This is a genomic window from Blastococcus sp. URHD0036, from assembly GCF_000701365.1.
Classification (GTDB): domain Bacteria; phylum Actinomycetota; class Actinomycetes; order Mycobacteriales; family Geodermatophilaceae; genus Trujillonella.
In genome coordinates, this window is sequence record NZ_KL370778.1 from 297,385 (window position 1) to 319,704 (window position 22,320).

Below are 22,320 nucleotides of genomic sequence, written 5' to 3' on the forward strand. Positions count from 1 at the left end.
GGTGCCGCCGCCTACCGTCGTCGGCCGGACCACAGGGGGAGCAGCACCATGCCCGGACGGCGCCGCCGGACCAGCACCACCCGCGCGAGCGGGACGACGACCCGCACCGCCACCACGCGGCGCGCGCCCGCCCGCCGGGCCGCGAAGCCCGCTCCGGACCTGCCCACCGCGGGCCCCGGCGAGCGGATCTGGGTGCTCGCCGTCCCCTTCCGCGCCCCCGCTCCCGGCGCGAGCTGGCACGCGGGCCTGCAGGCGACCGTGTACGTGGGCCGGTCGCTCCCGCCGGAGCTCGCCCCCTACGACCCGGGGCCGTACACGCTGGAGCGCTTCCTCGAGGACGAGCTCAACGACGAGCCCCGGCCGCTGCCGCCTGCGAAGTCGCTCGAGCCGCGCGAGGAGCAGTGCACCGGCGCCGACGCCGTCATCGCGTCGGCCGCCGCCGGGCACCGGGTGTTCCTGCTCGGCGACGACCCCGGCGTCGGCAAGACCGGGACGGCGATCATGGCCGCCCGCGAGGTGTGCGAGATGCGCGGCGGCGACCGGGTGCTCGTCGTCGCCGACCGGCCCGCCGCGATCACGATCCCGCACTGGACCCGGTCGATCGCCGGCTTCGGCGACGGCGGCCTGCGCTGGTGCGTCACGACGTGGGACCGGCTGGCCAAGGTGGCGGCGCTGCTGAAGACCGCGCCGCAGTTCGACGTCGTCATCGGCGACGAGGCGCACATGGTCCGGCACACCACCACGCAGCGCTGGAAGCACTGGAAGTCGGTGTCCGGCGCGGCCCGGGTCAAGGACGCGCCCTTCGTCATCGCGGCCACCGCCACCCCGGCGCACTCCCCGCTGGAGCTGCCCTACCTCGCGCCGCAGTTCGCCGCCCGGGCCGGGGAGCCGCTGCGGTCCTGGGCCGACCTCCCGGCGAAGCTGACCGAGCACGGGTTCCACGTGGAACGCGGCCGCTACGGCTGGGCATGGACCGAGGACGCCGGCGAGCGCCGCGCCGACCTCGCGCGGCTGCAGGATTGGCTGACCGGCGGGGAGCCTCCGGCGGCGCTGCACCGGTCGGCGCCGTGGGGGCCGGTCTCGGTGAGCGGCACCGCCGTGGCGCTGAGCCCCGCCGAGCGGGCGAGCTACGAGGCGGAGTGGGGGGAGTTCCGCGCCGAGATGCAGCTGGCCCGCAAGGGGCGACAGACCGCCCGCGGCCGGGCCGCCCTGCTGCGGTTCCGGCAGAAGGCCGGGCTGATCCGCGTCCCGGCGACCGTCGACTGGGTGAAGGCGCAGGTCGAGGCGGAGCGGCAGGTGGCGGTGTCGGTGGAGTTCGTCGAGACCGCGGCCGACCCGATCCGCGAGGCGCTGCTGGACGCCGGGATCGCCGTCGCCGGCATCTACGGCCGTGACCGGTTCGACCCCGAGGCGGAGCGGCTGCGGTTCCAGACCGGCGCGGCGCCGGTCTGCGTCTTCACCGTGACGGCGTCGATCAGCCTGCACGCCGGCGAGCTGCTGCCCGGGGGCGCGACGGCGAGCGACCTGCCGCGGGTGGGCCTGTTCCACCAGCCGCGCTTCTCCGGCATCCAGGCCCGCCAGGTCACCGGCCGCACCCACCGCGACGGGCAGACCTCGCCGTGGCGGGTGGCGTTCGCCGAGGACACCGTGGAGGAGCAGGTGGCCCGCGTGATGGTGGAGCGGCTGGCGGTCAGCGGCTCCACCGCCGGCGCCGACACCGCGTCGCTGCAGGAGATCGCGGAGCTGCTCGACGCCGACTGGCTGCCCGGCACGGCCCTCACCGAGGCCTGAGCGCCGTCCCGCCGCGGCAGTGCCGCGCCGTCGTCGCCGGTGCCGCCCCACAGCGCGGCACCGGCGACCACAGGCCGGCAGTGGGCGTCAGTGCGGGGCGGCGCCGTTCCCGTCGGCCGGAGAGCCGTCGACGGGGATGTGGGTGACACCGTCCGCGATGTCCTGCTTGGTGAAGCGGCGCAGCAGCGCGCCGACGTCCAGGCCGGTGAGGTCACCGGACAGCTGCAGCCCCTGGGCGACGTTGCTCGCCACCGACCGGCCCAGCGACCCCGCGCCGTCGGTGGAGATGACCGTCATCTTGTCCACGCTCGACAGCGGCGCCGCCGCGGCGGCGACCACCTCGGGCAGCACCTTGACCAGCATCTCCAGGATCGCGGCCTCGCCGTACTTGGCGAACGCGTCCGAGCGCGCGTCCAGTGCCTCGGCCTCGGCCTGACCGCGGGCCAGGATCGCCGCGGCCTCCGCCGCGCCCTCCCGCTCCACGGCGTCGGCGATCGCCTGACGGCGCAGCTTCTCGGCCTCACCGCGCTTGGCGCCCTCGACCGCCTCGGCCTCGGCCAGCGCGGAGCGGCGGGCCCGCTCGCCCTCACCGGAGAGCTTCGCCTGCTCGGCGGCCGCCTGGGCGGCGGCGATGGTGGCCTGCCGCTGCGCCTCCGCGGTGAGGATCGCGGAGTTCTTGCGGCCCTCGGCCTCCTGCTCCACGCGGTACCGCTCGGCGTCGGCGGGCCGGCGGACCTTGGTGTCCAGCTGCCGCTCGGTCAGCGACGCCGTCCGGACGGCGACCTTCTCCTGCTCGGCGAGGATCGCCTGGTCCTGCGCGGCCTGGGCCAGCGGTCCGGCGGCTGCGGCCCGGGCCTTGGCGGCGTCGGTCTCGGCGGCGATCTCGGCCTGCTTGAGCGCCAGCTGGCGCTGGGAGATCGCGATCGCCTCGTCGGCCAGCAGCTGCTCCTGCTGCGCGGCCTGGCGGGCCCGCGCCTCGGCGATGCTGGCCTCCTTGAGCACCCGCGCGGCCTCGGGACGACCCAGGTCGGCGAGGTAGGTGCCCTCCGCCTGGATGTCCTGCAACTGGAAGGTGTCGAGCACCAGGCCCTGGCCGGTCAGGGAGGACTCCGCCTCCTCGGCGACGGCGGAGGCGAACGCCGCCCGGTCGCGGATGATCTCCTCGATCGTCAGCCGGCCCACGATCGAGCGCAGCGCACCGGCCAGCACCTCCGAGGTGAAGGTGTCGATGCCCTGCTGCTGGTTGAGGAAGCGCTGCGCGGCCGCGCGGATCGAGTGCTCGGTGCCGCCGACCTTGACGATGGCCACACCCTCCAGGTCGCACTTGACGCCCTGCTTGGACACCGCCCCGCGGATGCCCACCGGGATGCGCCGGCTGGAGAGGTCCATCGTGTGCAGCTTCTGGACGACGGGGAGCACGAACACGCTCGCGCCCATGACCACCTTCTGGCCGGAGCTGTCCCGCGACACCCCGCCCTCCGCGTCGGTGACCTGCCGGCCCTGACGGCCGGTGACCAGGAACGCCTGGTTCGGCCCGGCGACCTTGATCCGGCTGAGCACGAACAGCACGAGCAGGACCGCGAGGACGACGATGCCGCCGACGGCGATGAGCAGGGTCACGGGAGCTCTCCGACTTCTGGGAGGGGGTCTGGGGCGGTCGACACGACGTGGACGGCGGTCTCGCTGAGCGCCTCGACCACGTAGACGGGGGTGCCGGCCGGCAGCGGGACGTCGCTGCGGGCCGCGTACTTCAGGCGCTGGCCGGCCAGGCTCAGCCGCACCTCGCCGTAGCCGGTCGCGGGCACCGCGGAGACGACGACGCCCTGCGTGCCGGCCAGGTGGTGGCGGGTCAGCGTCTCGGTCGTCGGCATGTCGCGCAGCGCGCGGGAGAGCCGGACCGCGCCCCAGGCCAGGGGGACGGCGAGCGCCAGCCCGACCAGGAGCGCGATGAGCACGGTCGCCGTCCCGCCGAGGGACTCCGGCAGCAGAGCGGTCGCCGCGGCACCGCCGAAGCCGACGCCGCCGAGCAGCGCGGCCACCGCCTCGAGCGAGAACGGGCCGCCGTCGGCGTCGAAGGCCAGGTGGCCGATCTCGCCGACCAGCAGGGAGACCAGCAGCAGGACCACGCCGATGGTGCCGACGACGAGGAAGGCGGTCGCTGCGGCGTCCACGGTCCCCCTCGCTGCTGGTGGTCTCCCGTCCGCAGACTCCCAGCCCGGCAGGCGGCGATCAACCGGTTCTGGGACGCATCCGTGCCGGTTCACCCAGGCGTGTCGGCAGAGCGCGGGAGAATGGCCGGGTGCGACGAGAGGCCAGCGTGCTCCACCTGGACCTCGACGCCTTCTTCGCCGCCGTCGAGCAGCGGGACAAGCCCTCGCTGCGCGGCCGCCCCGTCGTCGTCGGCGGGGTGGGCGGCCGCGGCGTCGTCGCGACCGCCTCCTACGAGGCGCGGGCGTTCGGCGCCCGGTCGGCGATGTCCACCGCGGAGGCCCGGCGCCGCTGCCCCGCGGGGACGGCGTTCCTGGGCGGCCGGTTCGCGGCCTACCGGGCCACGTCGGAGGTCGTGATGGGGCTGCTGCGCGAGCTGTCCCCGCTGGTGGAGCCGGTGTCGATCGACGAGGCGTACGTGGACCTCGCGGCCGGCCCGGCCGCCGACCTGTCGGTCGAGGGTGTGACGGAACTGGCCCGGGACCTCAAGGAGCGGATCGCGGCGGCGACCGGCGGGGTGACCGGGTCGGTGGGCATCGGCAGCTCGAAGCTGATGGCCAAGCTCGGGTCGGAGATGGACAAGCCCGACGGCCTGGTCGTCGTGCCGCCGGGCACGGAACTCGAGCTGCTCCACCCGCTGCCCGTGACGTCCCTCGGCGGGGTCGGGCCGGCGACCGCCGAGCGGCTGCACGCGGTCGGGATCCGGACCGTCGGCGATCTCGCCGCCCGCTCACTGCCCGACCTCGTCGCGCTGGCCGGCCGGGCGCACGGCACGGGGCTCTACCAGCTGGCCCGCGCCGAGGACGACCGCGCCGTCGTCGCCGACCGGGAGACCAAGTCGGTCTCGGCCGAGGAGACCTTCGAGCGGGACCTGACCGACCGGACCCTGCTGGGCCGCGAGATCGACGCGATGGCCGCCCGCGTCGGGGGGCGGCTGCGGGCGGCCGCCTACTCCGGTCGCACGGTGACCCTCAAGCTCCGCCGCTACGACTTCACGACGCTGACCCGCTCGCAGACGCTGCCGCAGCCCACCGACGACTCCCGGCTGATCGCCGGCATCGCGCAGCGGCTGCTCGACGAGGCAGGCACCGCCGGTGGCCTGCGGCTGCTCGGCGTCGGCGTCTCCGGGCTCTCCCTCTACGCGCAGGGCGACCTGTTCGCCGAGGAGCCCACCGACGCGGCTCCTCCGGCGGAGGGTGCCGCGCCGGCCGTCGCCGAGCCCGAGCCGGAGCTGCCCGCGGAGCGCCGGTGGTGGCCGGGGCAGGACGTGCGGCACGACGAGCTCGGTCCGGGCTGGGTGTGGGGTCGCGGCATCGGGCGGGTCACCGTGCGGTTCGAGGGGCCCCTGACCCCGCCCGGGCCGGTGCGCACCTTCCCCGCCGACGACCCTGAGCTGCACCCCGCCGACCCGCCGGACTGGCGGTGACCCGCACCGACCCGGTGAGGGGGCTCAGCGGTTGTCGCGGGCGGCCTGGCGGCGCGACCCCTGGGCCCGGCTGGAGGCGTCCCGTTTCACCCCGCCCGTCGTCTTCTCGTGGGCCGGCACCCTCGACTGCCCGCCCGGGAGGGCGGCCTCACGGCCGTCGGCGCCCGGGCCGGCGGGGGTCGCGCGGGCGGCGGCCAGCCGCTCCTCCCTGAGCTCCGCGGCCGCGCGACGGGCCAAGACGTCGACCCGTGTGCTCACCCGGGCCAGGGCGTCCTCGAAGACCTCGGCCTTGTCGGCGTTGCGCCGGTTCTTCGGACGCGCGAAGCCCCGGCCGCCGAGGTCCTCCACCCGGGCGCTGGCCTGGCGCCGGTAGAGCTTCACGTACTTGGTCCGGGCCCGCCGGATCCGCGTGTGCAGCTCGAGCGTCTCGTCCTCGTCCAGCTCGGCCATGCGCTCAGGCTCGGTCTCGCGGAGCAGGTCCAGCTCGTCGTCGCGCAGCGTGCTCAGTACAGCGGTCATCCCGGCCTCCGGACGAGGGGTTCCGATCGGGCGACGCTAGCCCCGAGGGCGTCCGCGGGGACTCGCCTGATGAGGGTGAGCGGCGTCCGGGAGACGATGGGGGTGTGACGGAGCCGAGCGCCTGGGTGCGCATCACCGAGGACGACCCCGGCCACTCGGCCCGGTACGTGCAGCGCTTCCGCACGCTCGCCGAGCAGGGCAACGACATCGTCGGCGAGGCGCGGCTGGTCGACGCGATGCTGCCGCGCGGCTCCCGCGTGCTCGACGCCGGCTGCGGGCCCGGCCGGATCGGCGGCCACCTGGCCCGCGCCGGTCACCACGTCGTCGGGGTGGACGTCGACCCGGTGCTGATCGCCGCCGCCGAGGAGGACCACCCCGGTCCGCGCTGGCTGGTGGGCGACCTCGCCGAGCTGGACCTCCCCGACCGGTTCGACGCGATCGTCTGCGCCGGCAACGTCGTCACGTTCCTGGCCCCGAGCACCCGCGGGGAGGTGCTGCGCCGGTTCCGTGCCCACCTCGCGCCCGGCGGCCGGGCCGTCGTCGGCTTCGGTGCCGGCCGCGAGTACGCCTTCGACGACTTCCTGGCCGACGCCGCCGCGGCCGGTCTGACGCCGTCACTGCTGCTCTCCACCTGGCACCTGCACCCGTTCACCACGGAGTCGGACTTCCTGGTCGCCGTCCTCACCGCCTGACCTTCCCCTCCCAGGCAGAATGGCGGTTCTGCACCGCGCGGAATGGCGGTTCTGCACGGTTCAGGCCGGGAGCGCCAGGGCCAGGGTCAGCTCCAGCACGGTGCGCGGGTCCTCGAGCCGGGTCCCGAACAGGTCCCGGAGCTGTCCCATCCGGTAGCGCACGGTCTGCGGGTGCACGAAGAGCTCGGCGGCCACCTGGTCGCGCCGGCCCTGGTGCAGCAGCCACGAGCGCAGCGTCTCGGTGAGCTTCTCCCGCGCCGTGTCCCCGACCCCGTCCAGCGGCGCCAGGACACGCCTCCGGAGGTCGGCCAGCGCGGTGGAGTCCGCGCGCAGCACCAGCTCGGCCAGCCGCTCCTCGGTGTCCAGCGGTGCGCTGCCCTCGGCGCGCAGGCCGAGCAGGACGGCCCGCTGGACGCGCGCGTGGGAGGTCTGCACCTCCGCCCACGGCCGCGGCGGGCCGACCACCGCCTCCCGTCCCTCCAGCGCCGTCAGCAGCGCGGCGCGTGCGCGGCCCTCGGCATCGGGGACGAGCAGCACCACCCGCTCCGGTCCGGTGGCGCCCTCGGCCGGGTCCTCGGAGCTGACGAGGGTCCGCACGTCGAGCGCCGAGAGCGCGGCCCGGGTGTGCGCCTCCGGCAGCAGCACGGCGGTCAGGGTGCGCGGCGGCAGCCACTCCGCCTGCTCGGCTGCTGCGGTCAGGTCGCGCAGCGGACGGCCGGCGAGGAGCACGGCCCCGAGGCGTTCCAGGTTCCGGCGGCGGGCGCGACCGGTGGAGGCGAGCTCGTCGGCGTGGCCGGCGACGCTGGAGGCCGACAGCTGGTCGATGTAGGCGAACACGAGCTCGGCGAAGCGGGCCAGGCCCGCCGGGGACATCCCGGCGGCCACGGCGGCTCCGCTCATCTGCCGCCAGGAGACCCGGGCCCCGACCCGGTAGGCGGCCAGCAGCGCATCCATCGACCGGCCGCTGCGGGCCTCGCCGCGGCCCAGCGCGTAGGCGCCGTCCAGAGCAGGCCCCACCGGCCGGCTGGGGTCGGCACCACCGGTGGCCAGGCTGAGGAACCCGCCCAGGGCCAGCTGGACGGCCCGGTCGATGGTGCGGCCCATGTCGCCGCTGAAGGCGTCGGCGTAGCTGGGGACCTCCACGACGATGGTGCGGATCGTCGACTCGGCGACGGCCGGCAGCTGTTCGGTGAGCGCCGCCACGACGTCGGGCGGGAACGGGTACTCGTCCTCGGGCACGCAACCCCCTGCTCGGCGTCGGTTGTCTCCTGCGAACAAAGGATGCCAGCCGATTCACGTCGAGGGCACAGGTAGTTGTGCCGCAAACGGGGAAACCTCGAGACATGACCGTTACGCAGCCGAGTCCTTCCTCGACCCGGCCCCGACTGGCGGGGCTGCGCGACCGCGTCTTCCGGCTCGCCGAGCTGGCGACCACCCCGCTCCTGCCGTCGGACTACCTCGACCTGGTCGACCCGCTGCGCTCCGGCGCGGCGCTGCGCGGCCGCATCGAGGCGGTCCACCGGGAGACCCGCGACGCCGCGACCGTCGTGATCCGGCCGGGCCGCGACTGGCGCCCGCACGTCCCCGGCCAGTACGTCCGCATCGGCATCGACGTCGACGGCGTCCGCCAGTGGCGCGCCTACTCGATCACCTCGGTGCTCGGCCGGGCCGACGGCTGCTTCACCGTCACGGTGAAGGCCATCCCGGACGGGAAGGTCAGCAACCACCTGGTGCACCGCACCGAGCCGGGCACGATCGTCCAGCTCGACCAGGCCACCGGCGAGTTCGTGCTGCCGCAGCAGACGCCCGACAAGGCGCTGTTCGTCACCGCGGGCTCCGGCATCACGCCCGTGATGGGGATCCTGCGCAACCTGGCCGACGACGTGGCGACCGACGTCGTCCTGATCCACTCCGCGCCCACCGCGGACGACGTCATCTTCGGCGCCGAGCTGCGCGAGCTGGCCGCCGCCGGGCGCATCCGGCTCGTCGAGCAGCACACCGACACCGACGGGATGCTCGACGCGGCCTCCATCGCCGCTCTGGTCCCCGACCTGGCCGAGCGCTCCACGTGGGCCTGCGGGCCGCTGCCGATGCTCGAGGCGCTGGAGCAGTACTGGGACGACGCCGGCGTGGCCGACCAGCTGTACACCGAGCGTTTCCGCCCGGCGATCGTGGCCGGCGACGGCGAGGGCGGCACCGTCACCTTCACCGCCACCGGGACGACGCTCGAGGCCGACGGCTCCACGCCGATCCTCGACGCCGCCGAGGACGCCGGCGTCCTGATGCCGAGCGGCTGCCGGATGGGCATCTGCTTCGGCTGCGTCCTGCCGCTGCGCGAGGGCGCCGTGCGCGACCTGCGCACCGGCGAGGTCACCACCGCCGCGCCCGGTGACGGCGTCCTCGTCCAGACCTGCGTCAGCGCCGCTGCCGGCGCCTGCGCCATCGACCACTGATCGCACCCCGACCCTGAGCTGAGGAGCGACCCCATGACCGTCATCCAGAAGAAGTCCGACAACCCGATCGCGCACCTCACCGCCGAGGACATCGAGCTGCTGGGCAAGCAGCTCGACGCCATCCGGCAGAGCGTTCTCGACACCCGCGGCGCGGACGACGCCCGCTACATCCGCACCGTCATCGACGTGCACCGCAAGCTGGAGCTGGGCAGCCGCGCCGTCCTGCTGGCCTCGGGTTTCCCGCCGGCCTGGATCCTCGGCACGATCGGCCTCTCGGTGGCCAAGATCCTCGAGAACATGGAGATCGGGCACAACATCCTGCACGGCCAGTGGGACTGGATGCGGGACCCGAAGATCCACTCCACGACGTGGGAGTGGGACATGGCCAGCCCCGCCGAGCAGTGGAAGCACTCGCACAACCAGCTCCACCACACGTACACGAACGTGATCGGCAAGGACAACGACCTCGGCTACGGGATCATGCGCGTCGACGAGGACCAGAAGTGGGTGCCGGCCTACCTGGCCCAGCCGCTGTGGAGCTTCATCAACGCCTGCTTCTTCGAGTACGGCATCGCGGCCTACGACCTGGAGCTCGGCAAGGTCATCGCCAAGGGCGAGACCAAGGACCCGGAGTTCCGTCGCCGCGCCAAGGCGGTGCTGGGCAAGATCGGCCGCCAGGTGCGCAAGGACTACGTGATCCACCCGCTGCTGTCCGGCCCGAACTTCGTGCCCACCCTCGCGGCGAACTTCGTCGCCAACGTCGTCCGCAACCTGTGGTCGAACTCGGTCATCCTGTGCGGGCACTTCCCCGAGGGCGTCGAGACGTTCGAGAAGCGCTCGATCGACGGCGAGACCAAGGGCGAGTGGTACGTGCGGCAGATGCTCGGCTCCGCGAACATCTCCGGCTCCAAGGCCATGCACCTCATGACCGGGAACCTGTCGCACCAGATCGAGCACCACCTGTTCCCGGACCTGCCGAGCAACCGGTACGCCGAGATCGCGCCGCAGGTGAAGGCGCTGTTCGACGAGTACGGCCTGAACTACCACGCGGCGCCGCTGCCGAAGCAGGTCTACTCGGCCTGGCACAAGATCTTCCGGCTCTCGCTGCCCAACGGCTGGCTGGACAACACGACGCCGAAGAACCTGCCGTCGCAGCTGGGAAAGCTGTGGAGGATGTCGACCGGCCCCAAGGCGCGCCGCCGCCTGCTGCTGCAGGCCGAGGCCGCGTAGGCCCGCACCGTCGTACGCCCGTGGCCCGGAACGCTCGTCGTTCCGGGCCACGGGCGTTCAGATGAGCTGGAGCTGCCGCGCGGACCGGCGGACGGTGACCCGCTGACCCCAGGAGAGGGTCAGCCGGTCGGCCTCGAGCCCGTCGCCGAAGACCACCAGGCCGTCGGACTCCACCGACAGCTCCAGAGCCCCCTCAGCGGCGAGCAGACCCTCGGTGCACGTCGTCCCCGTGGCCGGTGACGGCCAGGCCTCCCGCACGAACCAGGCCAGTGCCGGGTCGGTCGGCGCCGGCAGCGGCAGCGCGCTGTGCCGCTCCAGCCAGGCCGACCGGCACCAGCCCGTCGCACCGGTGCCGGTGGAGACCAGCACGCCGGACGACGCCTGGCGCTCCGGCTCCCCGCCCGGTGCCGTCAGGCGGTAGCGGGCCGTCTGGTGGCTCGGCGAGCCGAGGTACACCTCGTTGAGCGCCCGCAGCACCTGCCCGTCGTCGCTGACCGCCTCCACCATCGTCAGCGGCGTCGGCCGCGGCCGACGCCGCAGCAGGGCCGCGACGTCGTCGGGCCGGTGCCGGACCAGGACGCCCGGGTTGCGGCCGGGCTCGGGATCGACCCCGATCACCGGCTGACCGTCCAGGTACTTGGCGACGTTGGCGACCAGTCCGTCCTGCCCCACGACCAGGACGACGTCGTCCGGGGCGAACAGGAAGCGGGACAGGTCGGCCCGCTCCACGCTGCCCCTCCGCCAGTCCACCGGGATGGCCGCGGTGGCCGTGGCCAGTGCCCGGGCCTGGACGGCGTCGCGTTCGGTGACCTCGGCGATGTCGCGGCCCCGCGTGTGCAGGAAGAACGCCGCCTGGGCCGCCGTGCCGTGCCGGGCGACGAGCTCCCGCAGCTCGGTGCTGCGGGAGACCACCACCACCCGGGGCGCCAGGCTCACCGGGCACCGCCGAGCTTGGCCAGTACCGGGGCCAGCAGGTCGGGGGTGAGCACGAGGCTCTCGATCTGCGGCAGGTTCTTCGCCAGGTCGGCTGCGGCCAGGGCGAGGAGCACGTCCGGGGCCACATCGGCGTGCGCGGCCAGGTAGGCCGCCGTGGCGTCGGCACGCGCGGCGCCGGCCAGCCGCTCGGCGTCCGCCCGGACCTGGGCCTCCCGCTGTTCCCGGTGGGCCCGGGCCTCGCTGGCCACCTCCGCGGCGGCCGCCGCCTGCTCGGCCTCCCGGCGGGCGTTGACGCCTCGTTGCCCGACCAGCTCCTCCTCGCGGCGGGCCAGCTCGATCTGGTTCGCCAGTTCGTTCTCGCTGATCGCCCGCTCGCGCTCCACGGCCAGGGCACGGCGCTCGTAGGTGGCCCGGTCGGCCTCCTGCTGGACCCGCTCGCGGGTGGGGGTCTGCAGCGCCCGCTCGACGTCGGCCTCGGGCCGGACGGCGACCACGCGCACCCCGATGACCGCGATGCCGGTCTCCGCCAGCCGGACGTCAGCGACCAGCCCCCGCTCCACGGCCTGCCGGACGGGAGCCACCCCGCCGGTGAGCGCGGTGGCGAGGTCCACGGTGGTCAGCAGGTCGAGCGCGTGCTGCTGGGCCGACTCGGTGAGCAGGCCGGCGACCTGCTCCAGGGGGGTGCCCCGCCAGCGGCCGGTGCCCGGGTCGATCGAGAAGTCCACCCGGGCGGCGGCGAGGCCGGGGTCGACGACGCGGAAGGTCAGCGTCATCTGCACGGTGGCGTCCTGGAAGTCCGCCGTCCGGGCGTGGAACAGCAGCGGCAGTTCGCGGTCGTCGACCGGGATCTCCGAGAGGACCGCCGAGAGGGGCCGGAACCAGAAGCTCGCTCCGGTCGCCGCCTGCACGACGCGGCCGTTGCGGACGCTGAGCACGTGCGCCGTCGCGCTGCTGCGCAGGTGGCGGACGAAGGGGTAGCGGGTGATGTCGGCCATCGGGGCCTCCCTCGGAGTTGTTGTCGTCGGACTGACGATAAGCGGCTGCCACGCTTGTCGTCAAGCTGACGATTTCTCGATAGGCTCGTGTCGTGGCTGTCTACGACCCCGGCGCCTTCCCCCCGGTGGCGGTGACGGTGGACCTCGTCGTCCTCACCGTCCGGGAGGGCCGGCTGTGCGTGCTCGTCGTCCGCCGGGGCGAGGAGCCGTTCGCCGGGCAGGAGGCACTCCCCGGGGGGTTCGTGCACCCGGACGAGGACCTGCTGGCCGCTGCCCAGCGCGAGCTGGCCGAGGAGACCGGGCTGACGCCGGGGGCCGCGCACCTGGAGCAGCTGGCCTCGTACGGAGCGCCGAACCGCGATCCGCGGATGCGGGTGATCACGGTCGCCCACCTGGCGCTGGTCGCGGACCTGCCCGAGCCGCGGGCCGGCAGCGACGCGACCGCGGCGCGGTGGGCGCCCGTGGACGAGGTGTCGCCCGGCCTCGCGTTCGACCACGACCGGGTGCTCGCCGACGGGGTGATCCGGGCGCGGGCGAAGCTCGAGTACACCGCGCTGGCGTCGTCGTTCTGCGGGCCGGCGTTCACGGTCGCCGAGCTGCGAAGGGTCTACGAGGCGGTGTGGGGCCGGCCGCTGGACCCGCGGAACTTCCACCGGAAGGTCACCGGTGCCGCCGGCTTCCTGGAGCCGACGGGGGAGCTGACGACCCGGGACGGCGGCCGGCCGGCCCAGCTCTACCGCCAGGGCACCGCCGCGGCCCTGTACCCGCCGCTGCTGCGCTCCGAGAACTGACCACCGGCCCGGCCAGCGACTCCCCCGTGCTCCACGTGGAACGTCCCCCGGAGCGGCCTCACCAGGTGAAGCGACCCACGGTGGTGCGCAGGTCCGCCGCCATCCGGGACAGCTCGTCGACCGCGGTGCGCGTCTGGGTCAGCGCCTGCGTGGTCGACTCCGCGGCCGTGGAGACGCCCGTGATGGTGTCCGCGATCTGACCCGACCCGTGCGCGGCCTCGGCGACCGAGCGGGCCATCTCGTTGGTCGTGGCGGTCTGCTCCTCCACCGCGCTGGCGATGGTGGTCTGGCGGTCGGAGATCTGGGCCACGATCTGCGAGATCTCGCCGATCGCGGCGACGGCGGCGTCGGTGTCGCCCTGGATGGCCTCCACGCGCCGCGCGATGTCCTCGGTCGCCCTGGCGGTCTCCTGCGCCAGCTCCTTGACCTCGTTGGCCACGACGGCGAAGCCCTTGCCCGCCTCACCGGCCCGGGCGGCCTCGATCGTCGCGTTCAGCGCCAGCAGGTTCGTCTGCTCGGCGATGCTCGTGATCACCTTCACCACGTTGCCGATCTCGGTCGAGGACTCGCCCAGCTTCGCCACCGTCGCGGTGGTGGTCTCCGCGGCGGTCACGGCGCGCATCGCGACCTCGGAGGCCTCCGCCGCGTTCGACGCGATCTCCCGGATCGACGCACCCATCTGCTCGGCACCGGCAGCCACGGTCTGCACGCTCCGCGAGACCTCCTCCGCAGCGCCGGCCACGACACCGGACTGGGCCGAGGTCTCCTCCGACGAGGCCGAGATCTGCGCCGACGAGGCGCTCAGCTCCTCCGACGACGCCGCCACGGCACCGGCCGAGGCGACGACCGAGCCGATGACCGTCTGCAGGCCGGCCAGCGCCTCGTCGAGGGACGCCGCCGCCTGCCCGATCTCGTCCCGCTGGGCGATGCCCGTGCGGGTGGTGAGGTCGCCGTCGGTCAGCGCACGGATGGTGTCCCGCATCCGGCGGATGGGCGACACGGTGGCGGCGAGGAAGCCGGCGATCAGGTACGCGGCGACGAGCACCCCGGCCCCCGCCACCACGAGCGCCTGCACCTCGTCCGACCGGAGGCCGTCGATGCGGGTGTCGAGCAGCGCGTCGAGGTCGGGGAGCAGGTCGTTCCACAGCGCACCCACGGAGGCCGTCGCGGCGACGGCGCCGTCGGCCGCTCCGCCGTCCAGGCTGATCGCGCCACCGGTCAAGGCGGTGGTGAGGGTCTGGACGACGGTCGCCACCTCGCCGAGCGTCTGCTCGACGTCCGCCTGCCGGCCCAGCAACTCGGCGTCGGCGGTCACGCCGAAGGACTTGGCCAGCCCGTCGCGGATCGCGGTCAGCCCGGTGTCCACGGACCCGAGGTCCCGGGCCGCCTGCAGGCGCGCGGCCTCGATCCGCACCGGGTCACCGCTCGCGGCCGCGAGCAGCAGCCCGTCGAGCGCCGAGGTCAGGTCCGCGATGAGCTGCGGCAGCCGCACCGTGACGGAGTCCATCACGTAGTAGGAGTCCAGGTCGGGGTCGAGGGTCAGGTTCGAGCCGTCGGCTGCCGCGCTGATGAGCGCCCGCACGGACACCCCGGCCGTCGCCCACGCGAGCTCGACGTCCCGGACCGGCCCGGTCGCCGTCTGGGCGGCGGCGATGTCCTGCTGGGCCGCGTCCCACGCCTCCGCGGTGCCGAGTTCGGCGCCGAACTCCTCCTGGGCAGCGGCGACGTCGGCCAGGGCGGAGCTGAGGTCGCCGGAGGCCGGGTCGCCGGTGACCGCGGCGACGCGTGCCGCGACGACGTCCTGGAGCAGCACGGCCATGGGCTCCACCACCGCGACGCCGTGGCGCTCCAGGTCGCTGAAGGCGATCTGCTTCTCCTGGCCCTGCACGTACAGGGCCATCGCCCAGGTCAGGGGGAGGCCCATCGCGAGGACCAGGGCCGTGATCTTCCACGGGTACGCCAGGCGGCTCATGGCCGCCCGGGACGGGTGGAGAAGGACATCGAGCATGGCCGGGCTCCTCGCGGACGGGCCGACGGCGAAGCCTGCCGGCGCCGCGCAGCATGCCGCCCGGGACGGGGCCCCGGCGCGCAGGCGGCGCCGTTCTCCGCGAGACCGTGACGCGACCGGCGGGTCGCCGTTCCGAAGGAGCGGACATGTCGACGCCACATCCCGCCGAGCTGACGGCCGCGTTGTCCTGCCCGGCCCGGCCGTCAGTGGGTCGGACCGGTCAGTTGGCCATGTCCACGAAGCGGCTGTAGTGGCCCTGGAAGGCGACCGTGACGTTGGCGGTGGGGCCGTTGCGGTGCTTCACCAGCATGATGTCGGCCTCTCCAGCGCGGGGAGATTCCTTCTCGTACATGTCCTCGCGGTGGATCATCATCACCATGTCGGCGTCCTGCTCGATCGAATTATGAAGAGCAAAACCATTGGCGACGAAGTTGTGGCCGCCCAGCACCGTCGCGTCGTAGACCTCTTCTACGCCATCCCATTCGATGCCGACGATGCGATCCCATTCCAGGTCATTAACAGCTTGGATCTCGAGGTCGGCGTCGTCGAGGACCGCAGCCACCCGGCCCAGGCGTTCGCGGCTGGGGGCGTGCTTCCACAGCTTGCTCTCGCGGAACGTCACGCCCATTGCCGCGGCAAACGCTCGGTGACTCATCCCGCGCTCCTCCAAGACGTCCCGGACCCGGTCCCAGACCTGCACGGGAATGGTGTCGCCCTTCGGATGCGCAGTGATCTCGCGGACAATCGCCAGCAGACGCTCGGCCGACTCGCCCCGGGCTCCGTGCACGCCGATCTCGCCGAGAAAACGCCGCTGGTCGTCACAGCCGCCGATGTCCAGCGTCCAGCCGTCCCGATAGCCGGCCTTCGTCGTCCGCCGGACCCGGCAGGAGATGCCGAAGCGCAGCAGCAGGCGAGCTACGTCGTCGATCAACTGCCGGCTCGTGGAGGCGTAGTACACGCGCCCGCCGCGACCGTTCTTGTTCACCGTGACGGAACCATCGGTCGCCCACAGGTGCCTGAGGAACATCGCGATCTGCTTCTTGGGCAGCGAGAACACCGGCTGCGGCACGAACTTCTCGTGGCTGCGGAGCCCGAAGAGCCCGAGCTCGTCGAGCCAGGCGGCGATGGGGTTCCGCTTACCGCGGGCCAGCCGGAACGGCGCCGGCAGTCGCAGTGTGGTGCACCGAGCTGCCGCGTACTCGTCGCGGATCGCGGTGACGCCGAAGTGGAGCGCCGCCGTGGTGACCGCGCGCAGGTTCGCCTCGTCGATGGAGGCGTACCGCAGCGGCTGCCGCTTGACGAAGCTGCCGTCGCCGATGAGGTGCGCCAGCATGACGACCTTCTCGTCCTCCCAGACCGTCATGCGGTCGGGCGCGGGAACGTGCCGCGGAACGGCGATGCGCTCCCCAGGTGCCAGTTCGCCGATGGGCCGGAACCCCTCGTAGGTGAGGAACGGGTGGTTGGCGGTGGCCCGCACCGTCTTGCCCGAGGCCGTCCGCACCTGCAGCACCGGCTTCTGCCCCGTGGAGAAGACGTGCGTCAGGTGCCGCCGGACGTACCGGAGGTTGTCGTCCAGCGACCAGACCGGGACGTCACGCGCACCGGACGCGAACAGCTCGCCCATCGTGGTCTCGGCGCCGGTGTCGGCACGCAGGATCCGCGTCTCCGCCGGTAGACACCCGGACTCGCGGAGGTCCGAGAGCATCGGCTTCTTGTCCTGACGCTGCTCGGATCCACGGTTCAGCTGCGACATCGCGATGACCGGACACTCGATCTCCTTGGCCAGGAGCTTCAGCGCACGGGAGAACTCCGAGACCTCCTGCTGGCGGCTCTCGACGCGCTTTCCCGACGTCATGAGCTGCAGGTAGTCGATGACCACGAGCTTGAGGTCGTTCCGCTGCTTGAGCCGCCGGGCCTTCGCCCGGATCTCCATCATGGTCATGTTCGGCGAGTCGTCGATGTAGAGCGGCGCGTCGGCCACCTCGCCCATCCGGCGGGCCAGCTTCGACCAGTCCTCGTCGGACAGCGTGCCGGCACGCATGTGGTGCAGCGGCACCTTCGCCTCGGCCGACAGCAGACGCATGGTGATCTCGTGCTTGCTCATTTCCAAAGAGAAAATGACCGTTGCCTGATGATTCTTAATTGCGGCCGATCGCGCAATGTCTAGACCCAGCGTCGATTTCCCAACTCCAGGACGGGCCGCAATGACGATCATCTGTCCGGATTGCAATCCATTGGTCAGTTCATCGAGATCGCGGATTCCGGTCGGGACGCCGCGGCTGACCCCGCCGCGGCTGGCGATGGCGTCGAGCTCGTCCATCGTCGGCTGGAGGATGTCCTCGAGGCGCGAGTAGTCCTCGCTCATCCGCTTCTCGGTGACGTCGTAGATCTCCTGCTGCGCGCGGTCGACGATGTCGTCGACGTCGCCCTTGCCACCGGCCGCGCCGTAGCCGAGCTGGACCACGCGGGTGCCGGCCTCGACCAGCCGCCGCAGCACCGCCTGCTCGGCCACGATCGCGGCGTAGTAGCCGGCGTTGGCGGCCGTGGGCGTCGAGGCGATCAGCGTGTGCAGGTAGACCGCGCCGCCCATCTTCGACAGCTGGTCGGTGCGGTTGAGCTCCGCGGCGACGGTGATCGCGTCGGCCGGCTCACCACGGCCGTAGAGGTCGAGGATGCAGTCGAAGACGATCTGGTGCGCCGGCCGGTAGAAGTCGTTGCCGTGCAACTGCTCGACGACGTCGGCGATCGCGTCCTTGCTCAGCAGCATCCCGCCGAGCACCGACTGCTCCGCCTGGACGTCCTGCGGCGGCTGCCGGTCGTACTCCGGCGCCGTCGGCTGCGGCCGGCTGAAGTCGTCGGCCAACGCCACGTCGGTCCTCCATCCACTCTCCGGCGCACCCGTCGCAGGCCCTGGCCAGGAGCCAGGGCCCGGTGGGGGAGCACCAGGACGTCGTCCACCTGATCTCGAACGTGCGTTCGAGGGATTCCTACCGCGGGGCACCGACAGTTCGGGCTCGGCGGACAGGCGGGGACGACGTTAGGAACGGCGGACCGGTCCGTCCAACACCGATGGGGACCTCGCTCTGCACAACTTGTGGACAAGTCGGTGGACACAGGCGTGGTGACATGTGGAGACACCGGGGGACGGCGCGACAGCTGTCCCGCTGCCGAGCACCTGACCTGCACCGGAGCAATCGGACGGGTGTGGACCGAAGAATTCCTGGAGAAGTCGACGTGTCGTCTCCCGGCGTGTCGCCCGTCCGCCGCACGTGTCCCACCGGTCCCAGCGCCCGTCGTCGTCCACAGGAACCGGCTGGGACCGCCACCGTTCGGGACCACGAGCGCTGTGCGCCCAGAACCCGCCCGGACCCGCGAACGGGCCGTCAGCGCACGGTGCCCGGGCCCGGCCACCCGGGAGGGCCCAGCCGGCCCCCGACGGCGGCAGCGGGCCCCTGAGACGCCGCGAGGGGCGCCGGACCGGAGTCCGACGCCCCTCGTGGGCAGTGCAGGTGTGTCAGGAGGCGACGACGTCGATCGTCACCTGGCTGGCGACCTCGGGGTGGATCCGCACCGTGACCTGGTGCTGACCGGTCGTCTTGATGCTGCTGGGCAGCTCGATCCGGCGGCGGTCCAGCTCGGGACCACCGGCGGCGGTCACGGCAGCAGCCACGTCGGCGGTGGTGACCCGGCCGAACAGGCGGCCACCGTCACCGGCGCGGGCCGGCACGCGGATGGTCAGCCCGGTGAGGCGACCGGCCACGGCCTGCGCCTCCTCGAGGCTGCGCACGTCGCGGGTGGCACGGGCCCGGCGGAGGGACTCCACCTGCTTCTCGGCACCGCGCGTGGCCACGATGGCCAGCCCGCGGGGCAGGAGGTAGTTGCGGCCGTAGCCGCCCTTGACCTCGACGGTGTCGCCGGAGGACCCGAGACCGGAGACCTCCTGCGTCAGGATCAGCTTCAGGGTGCTCATGGTCAGCGCGCCGTGGAGGTGTAGGGCAGCAGCGCCATCTCACGGCTGTTCTTCACGGCCGTGGCGACGTCACGCTGGTGCTGGCTGCAGTTGCCGCTGACGCGGCGGGCACGGATCTTGCCGCGGTCGGAGATGAACTTCCGCAGCAGGGTCGTGTCCTTGTAGTCGACGTAGGTCGCCTTGTCCTTGCAGAACTGGCAGACCTTCTTCTTGGGCTTGCGCACAGGGGGCTTGGGCACTGGGGTTCTCCAGGTACGTCAGGAAAGAGGGGATCAGAAGGGGGGCTCGTCCGAGGGGCCGGCCGGCGTCGACCACGGGTCGCTGGACCCGCCGCCACCGCCACCGGAACCGCCGCCACCGAAGCCGCCACCGCCGCCGCCACCACCGAAGCCGCCGCCACCCTCACCGCGGGAGGCCTTGGTGACCTTCGCGGTGGCGTAGCGCAGCGAGGGGCCGATCTCGTCGACCTCCATCTCGATGACGGTGCGCTTCTCGCCCTCCTTGGTGTCGAACGAGCGCTGCTTGAGCCGCCCGCTGACGATGACCCGCGAACCGCGGGTGAGGGACTCGGCGACGTTCTCGGCCACCTGACGCCACACGTTGCACCGGAGGAACAGCGCCTCGCCGTCCTTCCACTCCTGCGACTGACGGTCGAAGGTGCGGGGGGTCGAGGCCACGGTGAAGTTGGCGACCGCGGCACCGGACGGCGTGAACCGCAGCTCCGGGTCCGACGTCAGGTTGCCGATGACGGTGATGACGGTCTCGCCGGCCATGGTCAGTGGACCTCGGGCCGCATCAGCTTGGTGCGCAGGACCGACTCGTTGAGGTTCAGCTGGCGGTCCAGCTCCGCGACGGCGGCCGGCTCGGCGTTGATGTCGATGACGGCGTAGATGCCCTCGAGCTGCTTCTTGATCTCGTAGGCCAGGCGACGCCGGCCCCAGATGTCGACCTTGCCGACCGTGCCACCGGACTTGGTGACGACGGTCAGGAACCGGTCGAGGGAGGGCGCGATCGTGCGCTCCTCGAGCTCGGGGTCGAGGATGACCATCAGTTCGTAATTGCGCATGGAGTAACCCCACCTCCTCTGGTCTCGGCGGCTGCAGTGGATCTGCAGCAGGAGGGTCGTACATGCGTTGCGCGCCCCGACCTCCGCACAGCGGCGGCGGGAACGCGCTCCCACAGGCTACCAGCGCGCGCGGGGTGCTCCGCCCCGTCGTCCACAGCCCCGACGCGCGACGGCCGCCGGCCCCCGGGAGGGACGGCGGCCGTCGACGGCGGAGCGGTCAGCGCGAGTGGCGCCCGCCGGTCCGGCCGGCCGTGCGCGTGCGGACCAGCGCCGCGGTTGACGCCGCGAGCGCGACGACCGCGAGCAGTGCCACGACGGGCAGCCGGTCGGCCTGCCCCGGCTGGTCGGTGGTGGCGCTCTCCTCGTCCAGGGCCGGGGCGTCGAGGCCCGAGAGCTGACCGAACACCGGCACCGTCGCGCCGGAGTAGCCGCCGCTGCCCGAGCCGTCCGCCGGGGCGCTCCCGGCGGCTAGGGCGGAACCGCCGGAGGGCGACGTGAAGCGCGCCAGGTCCAGCGGAGCCGACCCCGCGGGGGACATGTCCGCGGCGCCCAGCCCGGTGTCGTAGGCGTAGGGCAGCCCGTCCACGCCGGACGGCGCCGGCGGCGCCGGCACCGGCGCCGGGGCGGGCGCGACCGGGGGCTGGCTCTGCGGGAGCTCCGGCAGGACGGCGCCGGGCAGGAGCGTGGGCACGTCGACCACCGGGATCCGGGGCAGGTTGATCGACGGCAGGTTCGGCAGCGGGATGAGCGTGTTCACGATGAACGGCGTCGGGACGCCGATCGCCACCGTGGTCTGCGCGCCGTTGTAGGTGACCACCTGGTTCTGCGGCAGCTGCGCGAGCGCCCGGCTGGTGACCGTGTTCAGCACCGATCCGACGATCGACCCGTCGGGCACGCTCACGCGGTAGGTGTAGGTGATCCAGCAGGGCCCGATGCACGGGTCCGGGAAGCGCTCCTCCCAGGCCTGGCCGCGCTGCAGCGGGTGGTCGCCGGTGGGCAGCCGCAGGGTCACGTCGGTGTGCACGGTGACCGTGACCAGCGTCGGCAGCAGCCCGCCGCCGCCGACCTGGAGGGTCTTGTCCTCGATGAGGTTGGTGAAGCGGACGGTGTCGCCCGGGTCGATGCTCACCAGCGGAGGCGTCAGGTCGCGGATGTCCACCGGGACGGTCTCGGCGGCGGTCGCGCTCGGCGCCGCCAGCACGGCACCGAGGACCGCCAGCCACAGCAGGAGTGCACCGGCGACACCCCGCCGGGCGCTGCGTCGGATCCGTCCGCTCGCCATGTCCACCTCTCGTCGCTACCGGCGGGTAACCGCCGTCACGCTGCAGAACGATGATGTGTGTCCGCGGTTACGGACAAACCTGTCGGCGGGCCGAACTACTGTCCGGTCGTGGCTGCTCACCCGATCGGCGTACACGTCGGCCCCGGACTGACCGAGGACAACGAGCTGCTGGACGGCGGCCCGCTGGTCCGCGCCGCGGAGATGGACGCCGACGGCGTGCAGGTCTTCCTCGGCGATCCGCAGGGCTGGAAGGCACCGAAGCCGCGACCGGATGCCGACGCCCTGCGCGCGGGCGACGTGACCGTCGTCGTCCACGCGCCCTACGTGCTCAACGTGGCCACGACGAACAACCGGATCCGCATCCCCAGCCGCAAGCTGCTCGGCCAGCACGCCCAGGCCGCGGCAGCTGTCGGTGCGGTGGGCCTCGTGGTCCACGGTGGCCACGTCCTGGCCGCGGACGACCCGGCGGCCGGCGTGGACAACTGGCGCAAGACCTTCGCGCGGCAGGCCGAGGCCGGCGGGTTCCCCGTGCCGCTGTTGGTCGAGAACACCGCCGGCGGCGGCAACGCCATGGCCCGTGACCTCGACGCCCTCGCCCGGCTGTGGGAGGCCGTCGGCGAGTTCGGCGCGGGCTTCGTCCTCGACACCTGCCACGCCTGGGCGGCCGGCTGGGACCTGGCGACGGCGGTCGACGACGTCCGCGCCATCACCGGCCGCATCGACCTCGTGCACCTGAACAACAGCCGCGACCCGGCCGGTTCCAGCCGCGACCGGCACGCCCCCCTGGTGGGCGGCGAGATCCCGACCGAGCTGCTGCTCGACGTCGCCCGGGCCGCGGACGCCCCGATCGTCCTGGAGACCCCCGGCGACGCCGCCGCCCACGCCCAGGAGATCGCCCTCCTCAGGTCGGCGACGTCGGGCTGACGAGTGGGCCCCGGAGGGGTCCGCGAGGA

Annotated in this window: 20 protein-coding genes; 7 read left to right on the forward strand and 13 right to left on the reverse strand. The window is 73.3% G+C overall.

Annotation, left to right across the window (positions count from 1 at the left end):
• The first annotated feature begins 48 nt into the window (after positions 1-48).
• The gene (locus tag N555_RS0125170; protein WP_029434254.1) at positions 49-1,791 is read left to right on the forward strand and encodes a DEAD/DEAH box helicase family protein; all 1,743 of its coding nucleotides are present in this window, start codon (positions 49-51) and stop codon (positions 1,789-1,791) included.
• 87 nt (positions 1,792-1,878) lie between these two features.
• On the opposite strand, the gene N555_RS0125175 is transcribed toward N555_RS0125170, so the two are convergent.
• A complete protein-coding gene (locus tag N555_RS0125175; RefSeq protein WP_029434255.1) occupies positions 1,879-3,411 on the reverse strand; it encodes a flotillin family protein in 1,533 nt (510 codons plus the stop codon).
• Positions 3,408-3,962 carry an NfeD family protein gene (locus N555_RS0125180; RefSeq protein ID WP_051684451.1) on the reverse strand — a complete coding sequence of 185 codons (555 nt, stop codon included), beginning with the start codon at positions 3,960-3,962 and terminating at the stop codon, positions 3,408-3,410. Before N555_RS0125180 ends, N555_RS0125175 begins: the two co-directional genes overlap by 4 nt.
• 128 nt (positions 3,963-4,090) lie before the next feature.
• Between N555_RS0125180 and N555_RS0125185 the strand changes: the two genes are divergently transcribed.
• Complete coding sequence (locus N555_RS0125185) at positions 4,091-5,425, forward strand: DNA polymerase IV (RefSeq protein WP_029434257.1); 1,335 nt, start codon at positions 4,091-4,093, stop codon at positions 5,423-5,425.
• Between the two features lie 24 nt (positions 5,426-5,449).
• On the opposite strand, the gene N555_RS0125190 is transcribed toward N555_RS0125185, so the two are convergent.
• Entirely contained in the window at positions 5,450-5,944 is a 495-nt protein-coding gene (locus N555_RS0125190) for a hypothetical protein (protein ID WP_029434258.1), read from the reverse strand.
• A gap of 104 nt (positions 5,945-6,048) precedes the next feature.
• On the opposite strand from N555_RS0125190, the gene N555_RS0125195 reads away from it, so the two are divergent.
• Positions 6,049-6,636, forward strand: coding sequence for a class I SAM-dependent methyltransferase (locus N555_RS0125195; RefSeq protein WP_029434259.1), 588 nt, complete (start codon positions 6,049-6,051; stop codon positions 6,634-6,636).
• Between the two features lie 60 nt (positions 6,637-6,696).
• Here the strand turns inward: N555_RS0125195 and N555_RS0125200 are convergent, their stop codons facing one another.
• Positions 6,697-7,875, reverse strand: coding sequence for a PucR family transcriptional regulator (locus tag N555_RS0125200; protein WP_029434260.1), 1,179 nt, complete (start codon positions 7,873-7,875; stop codon positions 6,697-6,699).
• Between the two features lie 104 nt (positions 7,876-7,979).
• Here N555_RS0125200 and N555_RS0125205 point away from each other — a divergent pair, with 104 nt between their 5' ends.
• Together N555_RS0125205 and N555_RS0125210 are read left to right on the forward strand one after the other, a co-directional pair.
• Complete coding sequence (locus N555_RS0125205; RefSeq protein ID WP_029434261.1) at positions 7,980-9,089, forward strand: ferredoxin reductase; 1,110 nt, start codon at positions 7,980-7,982, stop codon at positions 9,087-9,089.
• 33 nt (positions 9,090-9,122) lie between these two features.
• Positions 9,123-10,319 carry a fatty acid desaturase family protein gene (locus N555_RS0125210; RefSeq protein ID WP_029434262.1) on the forward strand — a complete coding sequence of 399 codons (1,197 nt, stop codon included), beginning with the start codon at positions 9,123-9,125 and terminating at the stop codon, positions 10,317-10,319.
• Between the two features lie 57 nt (positions 10,320-10,376).
• Here N555_RS0125210 and N555_RS0125215 read toward each other — a convergent pair whose 3' ends face one another.
• Positions 10,377-11,255, reverse strand: coding sequence for an NAD(+)/NADH kinase (locus tag N555_RS0125215; RefSeq protein WP_029434263.1), 879 nt, complete (start codon positions 11,253-11,255; stop codon positions 10,377-10,379).
• Positions 11,252-12,250, reverse strand: coding sequence for an SPFH domain-containing protein (locus tag N555_RS0125220; RefSeq protein ID WP_029434264.1), 999 nt, complete (start codon positions 12,248-12,250; stop codon positions 11,252-11,254). Before N555_RS0125220 ends, N555_RS0125215 begins: the two co-directional genes overlap by 4 nt.
• A gap of 92 nt (positions 12,251-12,342) precedes the next feature.
• On the opposite strand from N555_RS0125220, the gene N555_RS0125225 reads away from it, so the two are divergent.
• Complete coding sequence (locus N555_RS0125225; protein WP_029434265.1) at positions 12,343-13,041, forward strand: NUDIX hydrolase; 699 nt, start codon at positions 12,343-12,345, stop codon at positions 13,039-13,041.
• 58 nt (positions 13,042-13,099) lie between these two features.
• Here the strand turns inward: N555_RS0125225 and N555_RS28910 are convergent, their stop codons facing one another.
• The 7 genes from N555_RS28910 to N555_RS0125260 all read right to left on the reverse strand — a co-directional run bounded on the left by N555_RS28910 (position 13,100) and on the right by N555_RS0125260 (position 21,367).
• Positions 13,100-15,049 carry a methyl-accepting chemotaxis protein gene (locus tag N555_RS28910; protein ID WP_231503168.1) on the reverse strand — a complete coding sequence of 650 codons (1,950 nt, stop codon included), beginning with the start codon at positions 15,047-15,049 and terminating at the stop codon, positions 13,100-13,102.
• A 220-nt stretch (positions 15,050-15,269) separates the two neighbouring features.
• Positions 15,270-17,918: a replicative DNA helicase gene (locus tag N555_RS0125235; RefSeq protein WP_029434267.1), complete on the reverse strand. Its 2,649-nt coding sequence runs from the start codon at positions 17,916-17,918 to the stop codon at positions 15,270-15,272.
• A gap of 645 nt (positions 17,919-18,563) precedes the next feature.
• Entirely contained in the window at positions 18,564-19,019 is a 456-nt protein-coding gene (gene rplI, locus N555_RS0125240) for a 50S ribosomal protein L9 (protein WP_255347381.1), read from the reverse strand.
• A gap of 2 nt (positions 19,020-19,021) precedes the next feature.
• On the reverse strand, positions 19,022-19,258 hold the full coding sequence (gene rpsR / locus N555_RS0125245; RefSeq protein ID WP_014378671.1) for a 30S ribosomal protein S18: 237 nt from the start codon (positions 19,256-19,258) through the stop codon (positions 19,022-19,024).
• Between the two features lie 33 nt (positions 19,259-19,291).
• Positions 19,292-19,792, reverse strand: coding sequence for a single-stranded DNA-binding protein (locus tag N555_RS0125250; RefSeq protein WP_029434269.1), 501 nt, complete (start codon positions 19,790-19,792; stop codon positions 19,292-19,294).
• Between the two features lie 2 nt (positions 19,793-19,794).
• Complete coding sequence (gene rpsF / locus N555_RS0125255; RefSeq protein ID WP_029434270.1) at positions 19,795-20,085, reverse strand: 30S ribosomal protein S6; 291 nt, start codon at positions 20,083-20,085, stop codon at positions 19,795-19,797.
• A gap of 217 nt (positions 20,086-20,302) precedes the next feature.
• Positions 20,303-21,367 carry a hypothetical protein gene (locus tag N555_RS0125260; protein ID WP_156036525.1) on the reverse strand — a complete coding sequence of 355 codons (1,065 nt, stop codon included), beginning with the start codon at positions 21,365-21,367 and terminating at the stop codon, positions 20,303-20,305.
• 108 nt (positions 21,368-21,475) lie between these two features.
• On the opposite strand from N555_RS0125260, the gene N555_RS0125265 reads away from it, so the two are divergent.
• A complete protein-coding gene (locus N555_RS0125265; protein WP_029434272.1) occupies positions 21,476-22,291 on the forward strand; it encodes a deoxyribonuclease IV in 816 nt (271 codons plus the stop codon).
• The last annotated feature ends 29 nt before the right edge of the window (positions 22,292-22,320 follow it).

What these genes read in the sequence shown, in the direction of transcription:
- N555_RS0125170 (WP_029434254.1), top strand. Translation starts at nt 49, where the DNA reads ATGCCCGGACGGCGCCGCCGGACCAGCACCACCCGCGCGAGCGGGACG.
- N555_RS0125190 (WP_029434258.1), bottom strand. Translation starts at nt 5,944, where the DNA reads ATGACCGCTGTACTGAGCACGCTGCGCGACGACGAGCTGGACCTGCTC.
- N555_RS0125205 (WP_029434261.1), top strand. Translation starts at nt 7,980, where the DNA reads ATGACCGTTACGCAGCCGAGTCCTTCCTCGACCCGGCCCCGACTGGCG.
- N555_RS0125210 (WP_029434262.1), top strand. Translation starts at nt 9,123, where the DNA reads ATGACCGTCATCCAGAAGAAGTCCGACAACCCGATCGCGCACCTCACC.
- N555_RS0125220 (WP_029434264.1), bottom strand. Translation starts at nt 12,250, where the DNA reads ATGGCCGACATCACCCGCTACCCCTTCGTCCGCCACCTGCGCAGCAGC.
- N555_RS28910 (WP_231503168.1), bottom strand. Translation starts at nt 15,049, where the DNA reads ATGCTCGATGTCCTTCTCCACCCGTCCCGGGCGGCCATGAGCCGCCTG.
- rplI (WP_255347381.1), bottom strand. Translation starts at nt 19,019, where the DNA reads ATGAGCACCCTGAAGCTGATCCTGACGCAGGAGGTCTCCGGTCTCGGG.
- N555_RS0125250 (WP_029434269.1), bottom strand. Translation starts at nt 19,792, where the DNA reads ATGGCCGGCGAGACCGTCATCACCGTCATCGGCAACCTGACGTCGGAC.
- rpsF (WP_029434270.1), bottom strand. Translation starts at nt 20,085, where the DNA reads ATGCGCAATTACGAACTGATGGTCATCCTCGACCCCGAGCTCGAGGAG.
- N555_RS0125260 (WP_156036525.1), bottom strand. Translation starts at nt 21,367, where the DNA reads ATGGCGAGCGGACGGATCCGACGCAGCGCCCGGCGGGGTGTCGCCGGT.